We start from the raw sequence: 19562 nt of genomic DNA on the forward strand, positions 1-19562 counted from the left end.
CTACCAGCGCACCCGCACGCCCACCGACGCGTTGACCGAGCTCTTCACGCGCGCCGCACCGCCTGAGGCCCACAGCTTGCCGAGCTCGCCGTAGATCGCGGTGCGCTCGCCGACCGCGAGCGTCACACCGCCGGCCACTTCGGTGCTGGTCGATCCGGTCTCGCTGCGGATGGCCGTGCTGCCGCCCAGGCTCAGGAACTGCGCCACGTCTGCACCGCCCGACGCGTGCAGCACGTTGATGCGGCCGTAGGGCTGCAGGGTGCCGGCGCCGGTGGCGATCTCGCCCTTCACGCGCACCCCGGCGCGCACGATGAGGCCGTCGTTCGAGTCCTGCGTGACCAGCGCACCCGCGATGCCCGCATCGTCCATGCGCAGGCTCTGGTGGACGAGTTGCAGCTGCGGCTCCACGGTCCAGCCGCCGCCGATGCCGAAGGCCTTGCCCACCTCCAGCGAGGCCAGCAGGCTCCTGCCCTTGCCCGAACTGCCGAAGCTCGCGATCGGCTGCACGCTGTAGCGGTGCTCGCCAGCCTGCAGCACGGCGTCAGCGTGCCAGCCGCTGTCGCCGCTCCATGTGGCGTACGCGCCGATGTAGCGGCTGCGCAGGTCGTTGGTGCCCGCGTCCAGCCCCTGGATGCCACGCGCAAAGCCGCTCACGCGGATGTTGCCCTGAAGCTGGCCGACGTAGACGCCGGCGCGCCAGTCCGCATCGGCCCACAGGTCGGTGCCGGCCTGGAAACCGTGCAGGCGCCCATCGCTGCGCGCGTTCGCGGTGCCGCGCTGGCTCACGTCGATGTCGGTGCTGATCACCCGGCCCCAGGCGCGGCGGCCGCGCGGGGCCGTGCCTTCGAGGCGGTCGGCGGCGTCGCTCGCAACGCTTCGCGCATCCTCTCCGCCGCGCAGGTGCAGGTTGCCCAGCATCGCGAGGTTGCCCTGGCGCAGCTGCTGCGCAAGGGCGGCGTACATCGGCACTTCGATGCGGTAGGTGGGCAGGCCGCCGGGAACGCCCGGGCCACCGGGGTTGCCGGGACCGCCCGGTGTGCCGCCGCTGGCGGTGGTGGAGCGCAGGTACCAGTTCTCGCCGGCGCCGCTGGCGTCCGCGGCGTGCAGCCGGTATTCGTAGGCGCCTGCATCGACGTGCCCGCCGGCAAGCGCGAAGGCGTCCTTGGTGGTCTGCGCGGTGGTGGTCGCGCCGTTCTGCGCGCTGATCACCTCGATGCCGTTGCCGCTCGTGAGCGCGCCCAGGCCGCCCAGGTTGACGATCTGCACCGTGGTGCGGCCGCTCGCCGTGGCGCCGGCACCGTCGAGCACCAGCCGGTCCGAAGGGCCCGCGGCATTGAGCACCGTGGCCAGCCGCAGGACGCCGTTGTTGCCGCTGTACGGCCCGTTGACGGTGAGCGTGGTGCCCGGTGCGGCGCCCGCCAGCGAGACGGTGCCGCTGTTGGCCAGCGAGGCCACCGTCTGGTTGAAGCCGCCCAGGTCGAGCGTGGCGCCGGCCGCCACGCTGTGCGCCGAGGCCGCGCTCAGTGCGTTGGCCGCGCCCGCGCTCAGCGTGCCGGCGTTCACCTGCGTCGCGCCCGCATAGGTGTTGGCGCCCGTCAGCTTGAAATTGCCCGTGCCCTGCTTGACCACGCCACCGGCACCCGTCACGGCGCCGGCGAAGGTGGTGCTGGTGTTGTCGCCGCCGGTCGTGAGCGTGGCGCTGCCGAGCTTGACCTCGCCGCCCGCGCTGCCGCCACCCGCGAGCGAACCGATGCTCTGGTCGAAGCCGTTCAGGTCGAGCGTGGCGCCTGCCTTGTCGGCCAGTGCGATCGGTGCCGCCGCGTTCAGCAGGCCCGGCGCGCCCAGGCGCAGCGTGCCCTCGGCGATGGCGGTGGCGCCGGTGCGGCTGCTCGTGCCTGCGAGCGTGAGCGTGCCCGCGCCCGACTTGACCAGGTTGCCGCTGCCGCTGAGCGCGCCGCTGGCGACCAGGTCCAAGCCCGCGTCGGCGATCTCGATGCTGCCGCCGCCCGCGCCGAAGTCCAGGTTGCGCGCGGTGCCGGTGAAGCCGGTGCCCGTGACCCGCAGGCGCCCGCCGCTTTCCAGCACCACGTTGCCGGCGGCCGCGCCGAGGTTGTTGTCCGCGGCCACGGAGAGCACGCCGGCCTGCACCGCGGTGCCGCCGGTATAAGTGTTGGCCCCGCCCAGCACCAGCGTGCCGTCGCCGGTCTTCGCGATGCCCGCGGTGCCCGCGAGGGCGTTGTTCACCGTGGCGGTGTAGCCGGCCGAACCTGCGCCGCCGTCGCCCACGCGAATCTCGGCGCGCGCGCCGCCGCCCGCGCCGGTGAGCATGAGCGCATCGCCGGCCAGCGTGTAGCCGCTGCGCGCGAACTGCATGCCGGCGGCCTGTACCGCACCACCGGTGTTGTCCACCGTCACCGTGCCCGGCGCGCCGGTGAAGATCGCGAAGCCCGGCTGCGGCTGCATCGGCGCGCTGACGGTGCCCACGGTGTCGGTCCACACCGGCGCGGTGGTCGACCAGGTGCCGGTGCCGCCGCCCGATTGCGTCGGGTTCGCCAGGCCGTTCGCGTTCCAGAAGTTCAGCGTCATGCCGGTGGTGTTGACGAGCATGAAGCGCTTGTCGGCGGCCAGGTTCTGCAGGGAAAGGGCGCTGCCGACCGGCACGCCGCCCAGCGTCAGCGTGCCGCCGCCGGTGAGCACGCCGCCGTAGTCCACGAGCCGGTACACGCCGGGGCCGAAGCCGCCGGCATTCGTCACGTTCAGGGTGGTGTTGCCCGCGATGAGCAGGTCGCCGCCCACGCTCACGCTGTCGCTCTGGCCGGACGTGGCGAAGTCGGGGCCGGGCGCGCCGAACTGGTAGTCGAACACGCTGCCGTTGGCCAGCGACAGCTTGCCGCCGATGGTGAGCGTGCCCATCGCGCCGGCTCCGTTGCCCGGCGCCAGCACGGCCGTCGCGTTGAGCGTGACGTCGCCGCCGATGCGGCCGTTGCCCGCAAGCGTGCCGCCGTTCTGTACCGTGACCGCGCCGTTCCCGGTCGCGCTGCCAGCCACGTTGCCCACCTGCAGCGTGCCGCTGCTGACCACCGTCGGCCCCGTGTAGTTGCTGGCGCCGTTCAGCGCGAGCGTGCCGGTGCTGCCCATCGAAATCCCGCCGGTGCCGTTGATCGTGCCGCCCAGGGTGATGTTCCTGGCGCCTGCGATGCCCAGGTTGGCGTTGAGCACGACGTCGTTCGCGAGCGTCACGTCGGTGCTGGCGGCGAGCGTCGAGGTGCCGCCCACCGTCAGCGCGCCGGTGCCCAGCGCCGCGTTGTTGCCGACGCTGAGCGTGCCGGCCTGCAGGTCGATGCCTCCGCCGAAGTTGTTGGCGTTGTTCAGCGCCAGCGTGCCGGTGCCGTTCTTCACGAGCGAGCCTCCGCCGGTCACCGCGCCGTCGAACGCGATGTCCGGTGCGCCGCCCACCGTGAGCGTGGCGCCCAGCGAGACGGCGTTCGCCAGCGTGAGCGTACCGCCGGTGCTCGCGAGCGTGGCATTGCCGGTCACGCCGAGCGTGCCGGTGCCCAGCGCTGTGCCCGTGCCCAGCGACAGCTTGCCGCCCGCCAGCGTCACACCGCCGCCGAAGTTGTTGGCGCTGCCCAAGGTGACGTCCGCGCCGCTGATCGCGAGCTTGCCCGCGCCGCCGATGCCGCCGTTCAGCGCGAGCGCGTTCGGGCCCGCCAGGCTCAGCGTGGCGCTCGCGCCCAGCCCGACGCTGTTGCCGAGCGCGATGCCCGGCACGCCTGCGGTCAGCGTCGCATTGGCACCGACGGCGAGCCCGCCCGTGCCCAGCGCGCCGTTGTTGCTCACGCTGAGCGTGCCGCTGCCGAGGTTGACGCCGCCCTTGAACGTGTTGGGGCCGTTCAGGGCCAGCGTGGCCGTGCCGTCGTAGCCGAGCGCGCCGGTGCCCGACACCGTACCGCCGAGCGCGATGTTGCTGGCGCCGCCGATGGCCAGGCCCGCATTGAGCACCACCGCGTTGCCCACGGCCACGTTGGCGCCGCTGTCCAGCGCCGCATTGCCGTTGACCGTGAGCGCGCCCACGCCCAGCGACGTGTTGGTGCCCAGGCGCACGCTGCCGGCCTGCAGGTTCACGCCGCCCGAGAAGTTGTTCGCATTGCCCAACGCGAGCCGCGAGCTGCCGGTCTTCACGATGCCGCCGAGGCCGCTCATCGCGCCGTTCATTGCCAGGTCGCTGCCGCCGCCGACGGTCAGCTGGGCGTTGAGACTGAATTTGTTGCCCACGCTCACCGGCGTGTTCGCCGAGAGCGAACTGGCGCCGCTGACCGTGACGGCCCCCTGGCCGAGCGCGGTGTCGTTGCCGACGGTGAGCGCGCCGCCGCCCAGGTTCATGCCGCCGGTGAAGGTGTTTGCGCCGTTGAGCGTGAGCCCCGGCGCGCCGGCCAGGCTGATGCCGCCCGCGCCGCTGATCTTGCCGTTGATCGTGAGCGCGCCACCGCCGCCGCCCGCGCCGAAGTTCAGCGTGCTGTTGAGCACGATGTTGTTGCCCAGCGCAACGCCGGCCGCGCCGGTCAGCGACCCTGCGCCGTCGACGGTCAGGTCGCCCGTGCCGAGCGCACCGCTGCTGCCCACATCGATCGCGCCAGCCTGCAAGGTGGTGCCGCCGCCGTAGTTGTTGCTGCCGGCCAGCGACAGGTTGCCGCTGGCGAGCGTGAGGCTGCCGGCGCCGCTGACGTTGCCGCCCAGTGTCAGGGTGCCCGCGCCGTTGAGCGTGAGCGCGCCGTTCAACTGCACCGGGTTGGTGACCGTGCCGGTAAAAGCGGTGTTGAGCGACGACGGGCCGCCCACGATGAAGAGGCCCGTGCCCAGCGAGGCGGCCGAGCAGAGCGTGAGGCCGCCCGCATTGAGCGCGAGCCCCCCGCTGAAATCGTTGTTCCCCGACAGCGTGAGGGTGCCGGCACCGTTCTTGATGAGACCGCCGCCCCCGCTGATCGTGCCACCGAGCGTCAGGCTGTTGGGTCCCTGCACGAACAGCCCACCGGTCAGGTTGACGTTCTGTGCGAGCGTGAGTCCTCCCACGGACGCCTCGATGGCGCCGCCGCTCCCGGTCATCGTGCCGGTGCCGAAAGACAGCGCGTTGTCGAAGATCGCGGTGCCGCCGTTGAGCACGGCGGAGCCACTCACCAAAGCGCCCTGCAAGGTCCAGGTGCCGCTGTTGACGAGGAGGTTCTCGAAGTTGAGGTACTGCAGTGCGGAGACACTTCCTGTGCCGCTATTACCCGAGCCGGGCGGATTGACGGAGTTCTGCAGCACCAGCGTGTCGGTGCCGCCAACGCCCGCATCGACCGTGCCCCCCGCCGCGAAAGTCAGGGCGCCCGATGGCAGCGTGGGCGTGGGAATGGTGACGCCAGGCAGCGGCGTCGCGCCGCCGCTGATCGACGAACCTGTCACCGCAGTGAAGGTGTCGTTGCTGAGCGTGGTGCCCAGCGTGACGCTGCCGTTGATCGTGCCCGCGTTGGTGAAGGTGTTGCCGCCGGCTGTGGGGCTCTCGAAAGCCACGCGCCCGGTGATCGTTCCGGTGTTCGTGAAGTTGACGTTGCCGCCACCGTAGATGGCCACGGAAATCGAGTTGAACGGATCGAATTTACCCAGCGCGCTCATGCCGATGGTGCCGCTGTTGTTGAACGTCGTGGTGCCGCTGTTGGCGATGACCGCCGCCGCGCCGACCAGGCCGAAGGTGCCGTCGAACGTGCCTTCGATCGTGCCCTGGTTGTTGACCATGACGTTGCCGCTGGTTGGTGCGCCCAGGTTGCCGATGGCCAGAGCGCGCGTGAGCACGAGAGACCCCGCCGCATTCGAGTCGATGCTGCCCTTGTTGGTGAGCGTGATGCCGGTGCCGCCGAGCGTCATTGCCGTGCCGCCCGGCAACGTGCTCATGATCGCGCCCGTCTCCACGGTGACGTTCAGGTTGTTCGCGTTGCTGAGAAAACTGTTCGTGTTCGGCGGAAGAAGGATCGGCACGCCGGTGCAGTTCACGGTGTCGCCATCGACCGGTGCCGCGGGCGTGCACGCCGCAGCCGCATCGCCGCTGTGCAACTGGAGCGCTGCGAGCGCAGCCAGTGCGATCAACGAAGCGGCGGTGTTCGGTTTGTGCTGCCACGCGTTGGCCGAACCCGCAGTGCTGCTGCCGCTGCATGCACCGCTGCCGTGGCACGCGCGCGCTGTTTCGGAGACGACCTGGGCGCGTCCCAGCTTGCGATTGAACACGACGCGGTGAATGCGGTTCATCAGGTCTCCTCTCGGTCTTAGGAGCGCGGATTATTGGTAGCAATGCTTCCAGCAACATCACTTTTTGCGCGCTTCTGTTGGCGTCACGCATCACATCGGAAGAGACAAGAAAACGCGGTCTTTGGAAGGCAAATCGAAAGTCTTAAACACCGCTGGAAGCGGTGCGACCTCGATCGACATCGCAAGCACTCCCATGGGCAACGCTCGCGGAATCGTCGGGACTGAGCACCAGGCAAAGCGCCGCGCGCCCTGCCTGGCGTCGGCCGAAAAATTGTCTTCTTCCGCGCGCGCGATCCAAACGGGCCGACCGTGCTTAGCGAGACATGCAAGCTGCCAGCGAACCCATGACCACTGGCCATGCTGGCGCGGCCGAGTCTTCTGGCGCGTGGCGCGCACGAACCGGCAAGGAACGCAACGCCTTTCACTCTGCTTTCGCCAAAGCCGTGCACGCGCATCAGGACTTCGAGCGAGCCACAGCTAATTGTTCCGAATCTCGCTAGCATCGTTTTCCCCCCAAGACGGAGTTCCGCGATGACCCTTGCGACCTTTTCTGAATTTGAAACAACCATGCGCGCGGCGGGCTTTGCCGACATCGGTGTGCGCGACTATCCCGAGGCCACCGAAGCTCCAAATCACACGCACCATTTCGCCGTGAAGGCGCTTGTGGTTCGCGGCGAGATGTGGCTTACGGTCAACGGCGACACGCGCCATCTCGTGGTGGGCGACACGTTCGAAATGGACCATGAAACCGTGCACTCCGAACGCTACGGCGTCGATGGCGCAACGTACTGGGCCGCACGACGCTTCCACGCCAATGCCGCCTGAGCCCCATTTGCAAAGCGCCCGCGATCGTGACCAGCCAGTTGTCGGTCGAGCACCTGCATGCCTGAATCGGCGCATCACGCGTGCCGAACCTGTCCTCGAACGGCTGATGTAGCGCACGCGTCGCCTTAGGTCAGCAACTCAAGTTCAGTTCCTTTTTTATGCAGTCAGCACGAAGAGGCCGAGCGAGTCATGGCGCAATCGGCGCCACAAGCTGGTTGCGCTGCGCGCCGTCGAACAGCCGCAGAAGGCGACCCTCTTGCTGGTGCACGAATTCGAATCCGCTCGGCCCAGGCAGGCACGTCCGAGTGACCCTTCAGCTGGGCCGCAATGAGGATCTCTGATCATGCGTATACGCACTCTTCCCGCTCTCCTTGCCTTGCTCATCCTCTGTCTGCAGGGGACGGCCTCCGCCGCAACTGCAACTGCGACTGCGACTGCAACTGCAACTGCAACTGCAACTGCAACTGCAACTGCAAAAATCGTCGCCACTGGACTGCAGTTCGGCGAAGGCGCGGTGTTCGTCGGTGCCGATCTGCATTTCGTGGACTACGCGGCATCGACGGTCTATCGCCTCGACGGCGGCCGGCGCGCCGTGCCCGTCTGGCACCGTGCCGGCAGCGGCACCAACGGCCTTGTCGTGCTCGCGGACAACAGCCTGCTCGTGGCCTGCTACGACAGCGGCGAGATCGTGCAGATTGCGCCCGACGGCCACACGCTGCGCACCATTGATCGCGACAGCGGCGGCGCGCCCTTCGACCGCCCCAACGACCTCGCGCGCGGCAACGGCAGCGGCAACGCCGGGGCGGCGGTCTCGCCGGGGCGGCGGTCTACTTCACGGCATCCGGCGGCGACAACGGCACGCCGGGCAAGGTCTACCGGATCGCGCCCGACGGCACGAGCGCGCCGCGCGAAGTGGCCACCTCGATCCGCAACGCGAATGGCATCGCCGTGTCGCCCGACGGCCAACTGCTCTACGTCGGAGAAAGCACGACCGACAAGGTCCTGCTGTTCGACATCGCGGGAGACGGATCGCTGCGCAACCGGCGCGACTTCCTGGTGCTGGACACGGCGCTGGCCGCCACGCCGGCACCGCGCCACACGCCCGACGGCATCCGCACCGACCGCGAGGGCCGGTTGTTCGTCAGTCTCTACAACGGCGGCGGATTTGCTGTCTTCGAAGCCGGCGGCGGGCTGCTGGTCACCGTGCCTTTGCCCGGTGCGCACCACACCAGTCTGGCCCTGTCGCCGGACGAGCGACAGGTGTTCGGCACGTTCTCGCAAGACGCGGCAGGGCCGTCCGGTGGGCTGTACCAGGTGGCGAATCCGCTTGCCAAATAGCTGGCGGCGGCCGTGGCCAAGCGTCTCATAGGTCGGTGATCTGCGTGGGATGAGCCGCTTGATTTCCTGACTACCTCCGAGTCGCCAAGGAACATCCATCTGGGCATCGCACCCAAACGAGAGGACGAGGCAACTGCTTCGGCTGAACCTTCTGGCGACGGACTTTATTCCCCCGACGCACCTTGTTGCGCACCAGCAGCGCATCAGGGAATCTACGGATATATGATTCCCCGAATGGCCTTGATTGCGTGCAGTTTTTGTATACAAATATCGCATCCGACAATCCGGCGCGAGATTTGCGTCAAAACGGGTTCCCAAACCCAACTCACCCGCACGAGGAAAGACCATGAGCACAGTCGTCAGCCAGGCCCCCGCGGGGGCGAGCGAAGCCGGCATTGCGCCGCACGCGGAATCATCGAACGCCCTCATCAAGCCGGGCTACCACCCGCGCCTGACCAACGAGGACCTCGCGCCGCTGAAGAAGCAGACCTGGGGCCAATACAACATCTTTGCGTTCTGGATGTCCGACGTGCACAGCGTGGGCGGCTACATCACCGCCGGCAGCCTGTTCGCGCTGGGCCTGTCCAGCTGGCAGGTGCTGGTGTCGCTGCTCGTGGGCATCGTGATCGTGCAGTTCTTCTGCAACCTCGTGGCCAAGCCCAGCCAGGTGACGGGCGTACCCTACCCCGTGGTGTGCCGCGCGTCCTTCGGCGTGCTGGGCGCCAACATCCCGGCGATCATCCGCGGGCTGATCGCAGTGGCCTGGTACGGCGTGCAAACGTACCTCGCCTCGGCGGCCTTCATGGTGCTGGCGCTGCACATGTTTCCCAACCTCGCGCCGTATGCCGAGGTGTCGCAGCACGGCTTCGTGGGCCTGTCGGCCCTGGGCTGGGTCGCCTTCATGGTCATGTGGGTGTTGCAGGCCTTCGTGTTCTGGCACGGCATGGAAGCCATCCGCAAGTTCATCGACTGGGCCGGACCGGCCGTGTACATCGTCATGGCGGTTCTGTGCGGCTGGCTGGTGTGGAAGGCGGGCTGGAGCAAGATCGACCTGAACCTGGGCGGCATCAAGTTCCAGGGCTGGGACGCGCTGCCCGTCATGCTCTCAGCGATTGCGCTGGTGGTGAGCTACTTCAGCGGACCGATGCTCAACTTCGGCGACTTCTCGCGCTACGGCAAGAGCTTCGACGCCGTGAAGAAGGGCAACTTCTGGGGCCTGCCGGTGAACTTCGTGTTCTTCTCGCTGCTGACCGTGATCACCACGGCCGCCACGCTGCCCGTGTTCGGTGAACTCATCACCGACCCGGTGCACACCGTGGGCAAGATCGACAGCACCACCGCGGTGGTGCTGGGCGCGCTGACCTTCATGATCGCGACCATCGGCATCAACATCGTGGCCAACTTCGTCTCGCCGGCCTTCGACTTCTCGAACGTGGCACCGCAGCACATCAGCTGGCGCACGGGCGGCATGATCGCCGCGGTGGGCTCGATCTTCCTCACGCCCTGGAACCTCTACAACAGCCCCGAGGTCATTCACTACACGCTCGACGTGCTGGGTTCGTTCATCGGCCCGCTGTTCGGCATCCTGATTGCCGACTACTACATCGTGCGCAAGCAGCGCATCGACGTGGACGCGCTCTACACCATGAGCCCGCAGGGCGAGTACTGGTACAGCGGGGGCTACAACCCGAAGGCGATCATGGCGCTGGTGCCGTCGGCGCTGGTGCCGATCCTGTGCGTGATGGTGCCGGCGCTGCGCGGTGGCGCGAACTATGCATGGTTCATCGGCATGGGCCTGGGCTTCGTGCTCTACGCGCTGCTGAACCGCGGCAACAAGATTTGAAACACTGAAAGAGAAAGGGACGCCCCGTGCGCATCAAGATCATCAACCCCAACACCACCTGGAGCATGACCGAGAAGATCGGTGCCTGCGCCCGCGCGGTGGCGCACGCCGGCACTGAGATCGTCGCGGTCAGCCCGGCCATGGGCCCGGTTTCCATCGAGAGCCACTACGACGAGGCGCTCGCCGTGCCGGGGCTGCTGCAGGAAATTGCGGCGGGCGAGCGCGACGGCATCGACGGCTACGTGATCGCCTGCTTCGGCGACCCAGGCCTGAAGGCCGCGCGCGAACTGGCACGCGGCCCCGTGGTGGGCATCGCCGAGGCGGCCATGCACCTGGCCAGCATGGTCGGCAGCCGCTTCAGCGTGGTGACCACGCTGGGGCGCACCATGGGCCAGGCCTGGCACCTGGCAGAGATCTACGGCATGGAGCGCTTCTGCGCCAACGTGCGCGCCTGCGAACTGCCGGTGCTGGAGCTCGAGGAACCCGGCTCCAACGCCCGCGAGCGCATCGTCGAGGAATGCCGGCGCGCGCTGGAAGAAGACGGCTCCGACTGCATCGTGCTGGGCTGCGCCGGCATGACCGACCTGTGCGAACACATCGAGCGCGTGCTCGGCGTGCCGGTGATCGACGGCGTGGCCGCGGGCACCAAGCTCATCGAGTCGCTCGTCACCCTGAAGCTGCGCACCAGCAAGCGCGGAGAACTGGCAACGCCCCTGCCCAAACGGATGATCGGCGCGCTGGAGGGCTTTACCCTCCCGCGCTAGGCCACAATCCCGCATGCCCCGCGCCAGTTCCAAATCTTCCGCTCCTCCTGCCGAACCGGCCGCCTCCGTCCCGGCAGACACCGGGGCGGTCGTTGCCGACAAGACCAGCTCCATCGAAAGCATCGCCAACGACATCGCCACCGCGATCGTCGAAAAGCGCCTGCCGCCCGGCACCTGGCTGCGCGAGGAAGCCCTGGGCCGGGTGTATTCGGTGAGCCGCACCAAGGTGCGCGCCGCGCTGCTGATGCTGTCGAAGGACAAGCTCATCGAGATGATTCCCGACAAGGGCGCCTTCGTCTGCCAGCCCTCGGTGGAAGAAGCGCGCGAGGTGTTCGCGGTGCGCCGCATCTTGGAGAGCGAAGTGGTGCGCCTGTTCATCGCCGCGGCGCGGCCACGCGACTACCAGGCGCTGGAGCAGCACATCAAGTTCGAGCGCAGCGCGCTGCGCCAGACCACCACCACGGGCACCGTGCGCGAAAAGCTGCTCGGCGACTTCCACGTGGCGCTGGCCGAGGCCACCGGCAACCGCACGCTGGCCGGACTGGTGCGCGAACTGGTGGCGCGCAGCTCGCTGATTGCCATGCTGTACCACTCGTCGAACGACCCGCACTGCTCGTCGGACGAGCACGCCGAGTTCCTGCGCCTGTGCCGCAAGGGCGAGGTGGACGGCGCGGTCGCCCACATGAACGAGCACTTGCTGCGCATCGAGGCCAGCCTGGAGCTCGGCACCGGCAAGCCGGACCGCCAGCTCGACCTCGTCAAGGCACTGCTGGCCTGAGCGGCAGCGGCAGCCGACCCGACCGTCACACAATCCCGTCATGCTGCACCCCGGATGGGCCCCGAGTTTCCCGCGGACACACCACCGTTGAACCGACTCACACCCATGCCCCGGCACCCTCGGCCCAGCGACGCGCCCGCCCCGCACCCCGCGATCCTTCCGTTCTTCCAGCCCATCGTGGACCTGCGCCAGGGCACGATCTTCGGCCATGAAGCCCTGGTGCGGGGGCCTGCCAGCACGGCGCTGCACAACCCCGAAGCGCTGCTCGCGCTGGCTGCGAGCGAGTCAAGGCTGACCGAATTCGAGCTGCATTGCGTGGAGATCGTCCTCACCGAGTGGAGCCGCCTGGACGAGCCGGGCCGGCTCTTCGTGAACCTGAGCCCCGATGCGCTGACCGCGGCCATGGGCGGCGTGGGCTCGGCATGCTGGCTCGAACGCATGCTCGCGCGCTGCGACATCGCCGCGCGCGACATCACGGTCGAGCTCACGGAGCAGCGCGCCACCGGCAGCGCCGAGGCGCTGCAGCGCGCCGTGCAGGCGCTGCACGCCATGGGTGCGCGCATTGCGCTGGACGACTTCGGCGAGGGCCACTCCAACCTTCGGCGCTGGAGAGACCTGCAGCCCGATCTGGTCAAGCTCGACAAGCAGCTCACGCGCGGCATCGCGAGCTCCCCACAGAGCGTGGAACTGGTGCGCGCCATCGTCGCCTTCGGCCACGCCATGGGCACCGAGCTCATTGCCGAAGGTGTGGAAGACGCCCAGGACCTGCGCGTGCTGCGCGACCTGGGCATTGCCTACGGCCAGGGATTTCTGCTGGGCCAGCCGGCGCCGGCGCTGCAGCCGTCGCTGCCCGCGGCCGTGGCGCAGCTCGTGCGCGACACCCGCATCGCGGTGATGCCGCACGCCGCCCAGCCCTCGCAGCCCCACGTGCTGCGCAGCCTGTCGGTGATCCAGGCACCGGCACTCAGCCCCCAGACGCCCATCGACGAAGTCTCGGCCCTCTTCCAGAAGCACCCCGAGCTGCATGCCCTCGCGGTGGTCGACAAGGGCCGCCCCGTGGCGCTGATCAACCGCCAGTCGTTCATGAACGACTATGCGCGCATGTACTTCCGCGAGGTGCACGGGCGCCGGCCTTGCCTGTCCTACGGCAGCCAGTCGCCGCGCATCGTGGAGCGGGAGGACAACGTCGAGAGCCTGATGGGCATCCTGATGTCGGAAGACCAGCGCTACCTGAGCGAGGGCTTCATCGTCACGCAGAAGAAGCGCTACATCGGCCTGGGCAGGGGCGACCAGCTGGTGCGCGCGGTGACCGAGGCGCGCATTGAGGCCGCGCGGCATGCCAACCCGCTGACCTTCCTGCCGGGCAACATTCCCATCAACATCCATATCGCCCGCCTGCTCGACGGCGGCGCCGACTTTGCCGCCTGCTACGCCGACCTGAACCACTTCAAGGTGTTCAACGACCACTACGGCTACTGGCGCGGCGACGAAATGATCCTGCTGCTTGCGCGCGTGGCGGCGCAGCACGCAGACCCGCACCGCGACTTCGTGGGCCACATCGGCGGCGACGACTTCCTGATGCTGTTCCAGAGCCCCGACTGGCAGCGGCGCTGCAGCGCCGTGATCGACGATTTCAACCGCCAGGCGCGCGACCTCTACGACGAGGCAGACCGCCAGGCCGGCGGCATCGAGGGCGAGGACCGCCAGGGCGTGGTGCGCTTCACGCCTTTTTCCACGCTGGCCATCGGGGCGGTGCGCATTCCGCCGGGCATGTTCCAGCACGCTGAAGACGTGGCCGGCGAGGCGGCCATCGCGAAGCACGAGGCCAAGCAGGCTCCGTCCGGCCTCACGGTGCGCGAGGCGCGCGCACGGCCGGCCTGATCCTTGCATCGGTGCGGCATGCACCGGCCACCGCGCCTGCAGGAGCCCGCCCCCTCGGGTTTTCCTGAAGCAGTTGTGACCATAAACTGTATACAGTTTCGCGTACACGATGTGTGGACGCCGCCCTGAAACGCGCTGCCCATGCCTTCTCTCTCACTGGAGATACACGATGACGGCCGACACTTCCTCCCCAGTCCCTGCGGTGCATCCCGTGGACCAGCGGCTCCCCGCAGGCAAGCTCGCCGCGCTGGGCCTGCAGCACGTGCTGGTGATGTACGCGGGCGCCGTCGCGGTGCCGCTCATCGTCGGACGCGCGCTCAAGCTCTCGCCCGACGAGGTCGCGCTGCTGATCTCGGCCGACCTGTTCTGCTGCGGCATCGCCACGCTCATCCAGGCGCTGGGCGCCACGCAGTTCTTCGGCATCAAGCTGCCGGTGATGATGGGCGTGACCTTCGCCTCCGTCGCGCCCATGGTGGCCATCGCCAACGCCAACCCCGGCCAGAATGGCGCGCAGCTGCTGTTCGGCGCCATCATCGGCGCGGGGGTGGTGTCCATCCTCATCGCGCCGCTGGTGAGCCGCATGCTGCGCTTTTTTCCGCCGGTGGTCACCGGCACCATCATCGCGGTGATCGGCATCAGCCTGATGCGCGTGGGCATCAACTGGATCTTCGGCAACCCGGTGGGCCCCACGGCGCCGGCGCTGGTCGACCCGGTGTATGCGAAGTGGCTGGCCGAGGTCACCTCGCCCGGCAGCTCCATTCCCGCGGTGCCCAAGGGCTTCGCCATCATGCCCACGGTGCCCAACCCCAAGTACGCCGACCTCTCGGGCTTCGGCGTGGCCGCGCTGGTGCTGGTGTCGATCCTGTTGATCGTCAAGTACGCCAAGGGCTTCATCGCCAACATCTCGGTGCTGCTGGGCATCGTGATCGGCGCGGTGGTGGCGTCCATCACCGGCCTCATGACCTACGAGAAGGTGGGCAAGGCCGCGTGGGTCGACATCGTGCTGCCCTTTCACTTCGGCATGCCGCAGTTCGACCCGATCCTGATCCTCACCATGACGCTCATCATGGTCGTGGTGATGATCGAATCGACCGGCATGTTCCTGGCGCTGGGCGACATGACGGATCGCAAGATCACGCAGAAGGACCTGGCCCGCGGCCTGCGCACCGACGGCCTGGGCACGCTCATCGGCGGTGTCTTCAACACCTTTCCGTACACCAGCTTCTCGCAGAACGTGGGCCTGGTGGCCGTCACCGGCATCAAGAGCCGCTACGTGTGCGTGGCCGGCGGCGCGATCCTCATCGTGCTGGGCCTGCTGCCGAAGATGGCCGCGCTGATCGAGTCGCTGCCCACCGTGGTGCTGGGCGGCGCGGGCCTCGTGATGTTCGGCATGGTGGCCGCCACCGGCATCCGCATCTTGTCGGGCGTGGACTTCAAGACCAACCGCCACAACGCGATGATCGTGGCCGTGTCCATCGGCGTGGGCATGATCCCGCTCATTGCGCCCAACTTCAAGCAGTGGATGCCGCACGCGATCCATTCGCTGATCGAGTCGGGCATTCTGCTGGCGTCGATTGCGGCGGTGCTGCTGAACCTGTTCCTGAACGGCGCCAAGCACGACGAGCAGGCTGTCATTGCGGCGGCCAAGCAGGCCGAGGCGCACTGAGTTCCTGCCAGGGCCCCTAGATCATCGCCAGCGGCGACTTGCGTCGCGGCGGTGGGTGCAAACGGTCCAGTTCGGCCAGGGCCGCCGCATCGAGTTGCAGCTCGACGGCGGCCAGGTTCTCCTTCAGGTGCGCGCTGCGCACCGCCTTCGGAATCGCGGCGACACCGGGCTGCGCAATGACCGCCGCCAACGCCAATTGCGCCGCCGTCACGCCCAGGCGACCAGCCAGTTCGCCCAGCCCGTCGTCGCCGGCCAGCGCGCCCTGGTCGATGGGGCTGTAGGCCATCAGCGGCATGCCGCGCTCGCGCTGCCAGGGCAGCAGGCTGAACTCCGGACCGCGCTCGCCCAGCGACAGATACACCTGGTTGGCCGCGCAGGCCGGCCCGCTGCCGACCAGCTGCGCCAGTTCCTCCATGTCGTCTGTGTCGAAGTTGCTCACGCCCCAGTGGCCGATGCGCCCGTCGGCCACCAGCGCATGCATCGCCGCGACGGTGTCGCGCAACGAATGGTTGCCGCGCCAATGCAGCAGATAGAGGTCGATGGCGTCGAGCCCCAGCCGCTGCAGGCTGCGCTCGCAGGCCTCGCGCGTGCCGCGCCGGCTGGCGTTGTGCGGGTAGACCTTGCTCACGACGAAGAGCTCGTCGCGCCGCACGTCGCCCGCGCGCAGCGCCTCGGCGATGGCCTGGCCGACCACGGTCTCGGCGCCGCCTTCGCCGTACATCTCGGCGGTGTCGATCAGGCGGTAGCCCAGCGCGATGGCCTCGCGCACCGCTTTCACCTCGGCCGCGCGATGGCCCGGGTCTTCGCCCATGCGCCAGGTGCCTAGACCGAGAACCGGCATCTCGCCGCCGGTGGGGAGTGGAAGTGTTCGCATCGGCCCATGGTACGGGCGGCGCAAGACCGTGTCAGCCGGTCGACAACGCCAGCCGCAGGGGCACGATGGCCGGGCCGGCACGGCCATGAATCGTGCAGGCGGCGGGTGTGGCCAAGCGCATCGACTCGCCGTTAGCCTTCTCATTTTGCGAAGTCCAAGTCAGTTTCGTGACAGCAAATCACCGCCCTGCAGAGAGACGATTGCCTTCCAAGCCTTCTGATTTTGTCAAGGCCGTTTGGGTGCCAACCCCATCGATCCACCCACTGCCCGCTCCTAGAATTTTTCACCTGCCCCGTGCCACGAGCGCGGGCGCCCCCCGCAACGGTCATGCAACGAATTTGGAACAGGTTGAGCGAATGCAGAAAAAGCACAGGATTGCCGTCATTCCCGGGGACGGCATCGGCGTCGAAGTCATGCCCGAAGGTTTGCGCGTGCTCGACGCGGTGGGCCGGCGCTTCGGCATCGACTTCTCGTACGACCATTTCGACTGGGGCTCCGACCACTATGTGCGCACCGGCCTGATGATGCCGGCCGACTGGGCCGAGAAGATTCAGGGCCACGACGCCATCTACTTCGGCGCCGTGGGCGACCCCGACAAGGTGCCCGACCACATTGCCGTGTGGGGCCTGCTGATCAAGATCCGCCGTGACTTCGACCAGTACGTCAACCTGCGCCCGGTGCGCCTGATGCCGGGCGTGCCCGGCCCGCTGGCGCACCGCAAGCCGGGCGACATCGACTTCCTGGTGGTGCGCGAGAACACCGAGGGCGAATACACCTCGGTGGGTGGGCGCCTGTTCGAAGGCACGCCGCGCGAAATGGCGATCCAGGAGTCGGTGTTCACGCGTGTGGGCGTGGACCGCATCATCGAATACGCGTTCGAACTCGCCAGCCGCCGCCCGCGCAAGAACCTGGTGGCAGCCACCAAGTCGAACGGCATTTCGGTGACCATGCCCTACTGGGACGAGCGCCTGGCCGAAATTGCCAAGCGCCACCCGGACATCAAGACGAGCAAATACCACATCGACATTCTGTGCGCGCACTTCGTGCAGCACCCCGACTGGTTCGACGTGGTGGTGGCCTCCAACCTGTTCGGCGACATCCTGTCCGACCTGGGCCCGGCCTGCACGGGCACCATCGGCATTGCGCCGTCGGCCAACCTGAACCCGGAGCGCAAGTTCCCGTCGCTGTTCGAGCCCGTGCACGGCTCGGCGCCCGACATCGCGGGCAAGGGCATCGCCAACCCCATCGGCCAGATCTGGTCGGCCGCGCTGATGCTCGACCATCTGGGCAACAACGACCCGGTGTATGCCCAGGCCTCGGCCGCCGTCATCTCGGCCATCGAGACCGTGCTGAGCGAAGGTCCGCGTACGCGTGACATGGGCGGCACGGCGAACACGGTGGATGTGGGCCGGGCGATTGCTGAATGCATTTCGGCCGGCAACTCCGCATGACGCGACGCCCCTCATCCCTTCGCGGCCGAGGAGACTGAGATGGGCCTGTTCCTGCTGAAGCGCACGCTGACGCTGATCGGCACGCTGGTCGGCGCCTCGGTCATCGTTTTCCTCGTCCTCGAGATCCTGCCCGGCAACGCCGCGCAGATGCTCATGGGCCCCGATGCCTCGCCAGAGGCCGTGGCGGCCCTGGCCACCAAGCTCGGCCTCGACCTGCCCGCGTGGACGCGCTACTGGCACTGGATCGCCGGCCTGCTCACCGGCAACCTCGGCGACAGCTACGCCTACAGCTCGCCCGTGCTCGACCTCATCCTCGAACGCCTGGCGCTCACCGTGCCGCTCGCCATGATGGCGATGGTGCTCACGGTCGTGATCGCGCTGCTGGTCGGCGTCACCGCCGCCGCGCGCCACAACAAGCTGGGTGACGTCGGCCTCATGGGCATGGCCCAGGTCGGCATCGCCATTCCCAATTTCTGGTTCGCGATTCTTCTGATCCTCGTGTTCTCGGTGCAGCTGCAGTGGTTCTCCGCCGGCGGCTTCGAGGGCTGGGGCGAAGGCTTCTTCGCGGGCATCAAGTCGTTGTTGCTGCCTGCCTTGTCGCTCGCCGTGGTCCAGGCTGCGATCCTCGCGCGCATCACGCGCTCGGCGGTGCTCGAAGTGATGCGCGAAGACTTCGTGCGCACCGCGCGTGCCAAGGGCGTGTCGCAGCGCATGGTGCTGTGGACCCACGTGCTGCGCAACGCCATGATCCCGGTCATCACCGTCATGGGCATGCAGTTCTCCGAGCTGCTGGCCGGCACCATCGTGGTGGAGAACGTGTTCTACCTGCCGGGCCTCGGGCGTCTCATCTTCCAGGCCATCAGCAACCGCGACCTCATCGTGGTGCGCAACTGCGTGATGCTGCTCGCGGCCATGGTGGTCATCGTGAACTTCGTGGTCGACGTGCTGTACGCCGTGATCGACCCGCGCATCAAGGCCAGCGACATATGAACGCGATCACAGCTCCAAGCGCCGCCGCGCTCAAGGTGCCGGGCTTCTGGCGCCGTGCACTGCAGCATCGCAGCTTCGTCATCGGCGGCGTGCTCGCCGCCCTGCTGCTCATTGCCGCACTTGTGTCCTTCGTGTGGACACCGTGGTCGCCGTATGCGATGGACATGGCCAACAAGATGCAGGCGCCCTCCGCATCGCACTGGCTCGGCACCGATGCATTCGGTCGCGACGTGGGGTCGCTGCTGCTGGTGGGCGCGCGCGCGTCCATCCTCGTGGGCGTGATCGCGGTCGGCATCGGCCTAGTGGTCGGCACGGCGCTGGGCCTGCTGGCGGCTGCCAAGCGCGGCTGGGTCGAAGAAGCGGTGATGCGCCTGTCGGACTTCACGCTCGCGTTTCCCGCAATCCTGTCGGCCATCATGATGACCGCCGTGTTCGGCGCGGGCATCGTGAATGCCATCGTGGCCATCGGCATCTACAACATCCCGACCTTCGCGCGCATCACGCGCGCATCGGCCAACGCCATCTGGTCGCGCGAGTACGTGGCCGCGGCGCGCGCCTGCGGCAAGGGGCCGTTCGCCATCACCATGCAGCACGTGCTGCCGAACATCTCGGCCGTACTGATCGTGCAGATCACCATCCGCTTCGCCATCGCCATCCTCGCGGAGGCCGCGCTCTCCTACCTGGGCCTGGGCACGCAGCCGCCGCAGCCTTCGTGGGGCCGCATGCTCAGCGAGGCGCAGACCCTCATGTTCCAGCAGCCGCTGCTGGCCGTTTTCCCCGGCATGGCGATCGCCCTCGCGGTGCTGGGGCTGAACCTGCTCGGCGACGGGTTGCGCGATTTGCTCGACCCACGCCTTGCCCGCGCACGCTGAG

At 68.2% G+C, this 19562-nt stretch carries 11 protein-coding genes and 1 pseudogene; 10 read left to right on the forward strand and 2 right to left on the reverse strand.

The features are described from left to right. Positions 1-6279 carry an autotransporter outer membrane beta-barrel domain-containing protein gene (locus tag AC0IYU_RS26230; protein WP_472123018.1) on the reverse strand — a complete coding sequence of 2093 codons (6279 nt, stop codon included), beginning with the start codon at positions 6277-6279 and terminating at the stop codon, positions 1-3. A 531-nt stretch (positions 6280-6810) separates the two neighbouring features. Between AC0IYU_RS26230 and AC0IYU_RS26235 the strand changes: the two genes are divergently transcribed. The 7 genes and pseudogenes from AC0IYU_RS26235 to AC0IYU_RS26265 all read left to right on the forward strand — a co-directional run bounded on the left by AC0IYU_RS26235 (position 6811) and on the right by AC0IYU_RS26265 (position 15374). Further along, positions 6811-7104 (forward strand): AraC family transcriptional regulator, encoded by a 294-nt coding sequence (locus AC0IYU_RS26235; protein ID WP_472123020.1) that lies wholly within the window; start codon positions 6811-6813, stop codon positions 7102-7104. Positions 7105-7929: 825 nt separating this feature from the next. Then, a pseudogene (locus AC0IYU_RS26240) lies at positions 7930-8442 on the forward strand (SMP-30/gluconolactonase/LRE family protein); the annotation flags it as partial. A gap of 346 nt (positions 8443-8788) precedes the next feature. Beyond that, complete coding sequence (locus AC0IYU_RS26245; RefSeq protein WP_472123022.1) at positions 8789-10285, forward strand: NCS1 family nucleobase:cation symporter-1; 1497 nt, start codon at positions 8789-8791, stop codon at positions 10283-10285. A gap of 26 nt (positions 10286-10311) precedes the next feature. Next, positions 10312-11049, forward strand: coding sequence for an aspartate/glutamate racemase family protein (locus tag AC0IYU_RS26250; RefSeq protein ID WP_472123024.1), 738 nt, complete (start codon positions 10312-10314; stop codon positions 11047-11049). 13 nt (positions 11050-11062) lie between these two features. Continuing rightward, on the forward strand, positions 11063-11827 hold the full coding sequence (locus AC0IYU_RS26255; protein WP_472123027.1) for a GntR family transcriptional regulator: 765 nt from the start codon (positions 11063-11065) through the stop codon (positions 11825-11827). A gap of 105 nt (positions 11828-11932) precedes the next feature. After that, positions 11933-13708: an EAL domain-containing protein gene (locus tag AC0IYU_RS26260; protein WP_472123030.1), complete on the forward strand. Its 1776-nt coding sequence runs from the start codon at positions 11933-11935 to the stop codon at positions 13706-13708. A 169-nt stretch (positions 13709-13877) separates the two neighbouring features. Beyond that, entirely contained in the window at positions 13878-15374 is a 1497-nt protein-coding gene (locus AC0IYU_RS26265) for a nucleobase:cation symporter-2 family protein (RefSeq protein WP_472123033.1), read from the forward strand. Positions 15375-15390: 16 nt separating this feature from the next. On the opposite strand, the gene AC0IYU_RS26270 is transcribed toward AC0IYU_RS26265, so the two are convergent. Further along, complete coding sequence (locus AC0IYU_RS26270) at positions 15391-16248, reverse strand: aldo/keto reductase (protein WP_472123036.1); 858 nt, start codon at positions 16246-16248, stop codon at positions 15391-15393. A gap of 356 nt (positions 16249-16604) precedes the next feature. On the opposite strand from AC0IYU_RS26270, the gene AC0IYU_RS26275 reads away from it, so the two are divergent. The 3 genes from AC0IYU_RS26275 to AC0IYU_RS26285 are packed head-to-tail and all read left to right on the forward strand — an operon-like array spanning position 16605 to position 19561. Continuing rightward, the gene (locus AC0IYU_RS26275) at positions 16605-17699 is read left to right on the forward strand and encodes a tartrate dehydrogenase (protein ID WP_435495278.1); all 1095 of its coding nucleotides are present in this window, start codon (positions 16605-16607) and stop codon (positions 17697-17699) included. Positions 17700-17738: 39 nt separating this feature from the next. Beyond that, complete coding sequence (locus AC0IYU_RS26280; protein ID WP_472123039.1) at positions 17739-18689, forward strand: ABC transporter permease; 951 nt, start codon at positions 17739-17741, stop codon at positions 18687-18689. Next, positions 18686-19561, forward strand: coding sequence for an ABC transporter permease (locus tag AC0IYU_RS26285; RefSeq protein WP_472123042.1), 876 nt, complete (start codon positions 18686-18688; stop codon positions 19559-19561). The genes AC0IYU_RS26280 and AC0IYU_RS26285 overlap by 4 nt, the downstream gene beginning before the upstream one ends. Position 19562 lies beyond the last annotated feature (1 nt).

Source organism: Variovorax sp. AC103, from assembly GCF_979254005.1.

Bases quoted from the DNA above. Each gene is read 5' to 3' on its own strand.
- AC0IYU_RS26235 (WP_472123020.1), top strand. From the start codon at position 6,811: ATGACCCTTGCGACCTTTTCTGAATTTGAAACAACCATGCGCGCGGCG.
- AC0IYU_RS26275 (WP_435495278.1), top strand. From the start codon at position 16,605: ATGCAGAAAAAGCACAGGATTGCCGTCATTCCCGGGGACGGCATCGGC.
- AC0IYU_RS26245 (WP_472123022.1), top strand. From the start codon at position 8,789: ATGAGCACAGTCGTCAGCCAGGCCCCCGCGGGGGCGAGCGAAGCCGGC.
- AC0IYU_RS26285 (WP_472123042.1), top strand. From the start codon at position 18,686: ATGAACGCGATCACAGCTCCAAGCGCCGCCGCGCTCAAGGTGCCGGGC.
- AC0IYU_RS26260 (WP_472123030.1), top strand. From the start codon at position 11,933: ATGCCCCGGCACCCTCGGCCCAGCGACGCGCCCGCCCCGCACCCCGCG.
- AC0IYU_RS26270 (WP_472123036.1), bottom strand. From the start codon at position 16,248: ATGCGAACACTTCCACTCCCCACCGGCGGCGAGATGCCGGTTCTCGGT.
- AC0IYU_RS26255 (WP_472123027.1), top strand. From the start codon at position 11,063: ATGCCCCGCGCCAGTTCCAAATCTTCCGCTCCTCCTGCCGAACCGGCC.
- AC0IYU_RS26280 (WP_472123039.1), top strand. From the start codon at position 17,739: ATGGGCCTGTTCCTGCTGAAGCGCACGCTGACGCTGATCGGCACGCTG.
- AC0IYU_RS26265 (WP_472123033.1), top strand. From the start codon at position 13,878: ATGACGGCCGACACTTCCTCCCCAGTCCCTGCGGTGCATCCCGTGGAC.
- AC0IYU_RS26230 (WP_472123018.1), bottom strand. From the start codon at position 6,279: ATGAACCGCATTCACCGCGTCGTGTTCAATCGCAAGCTGGGACGCGCC.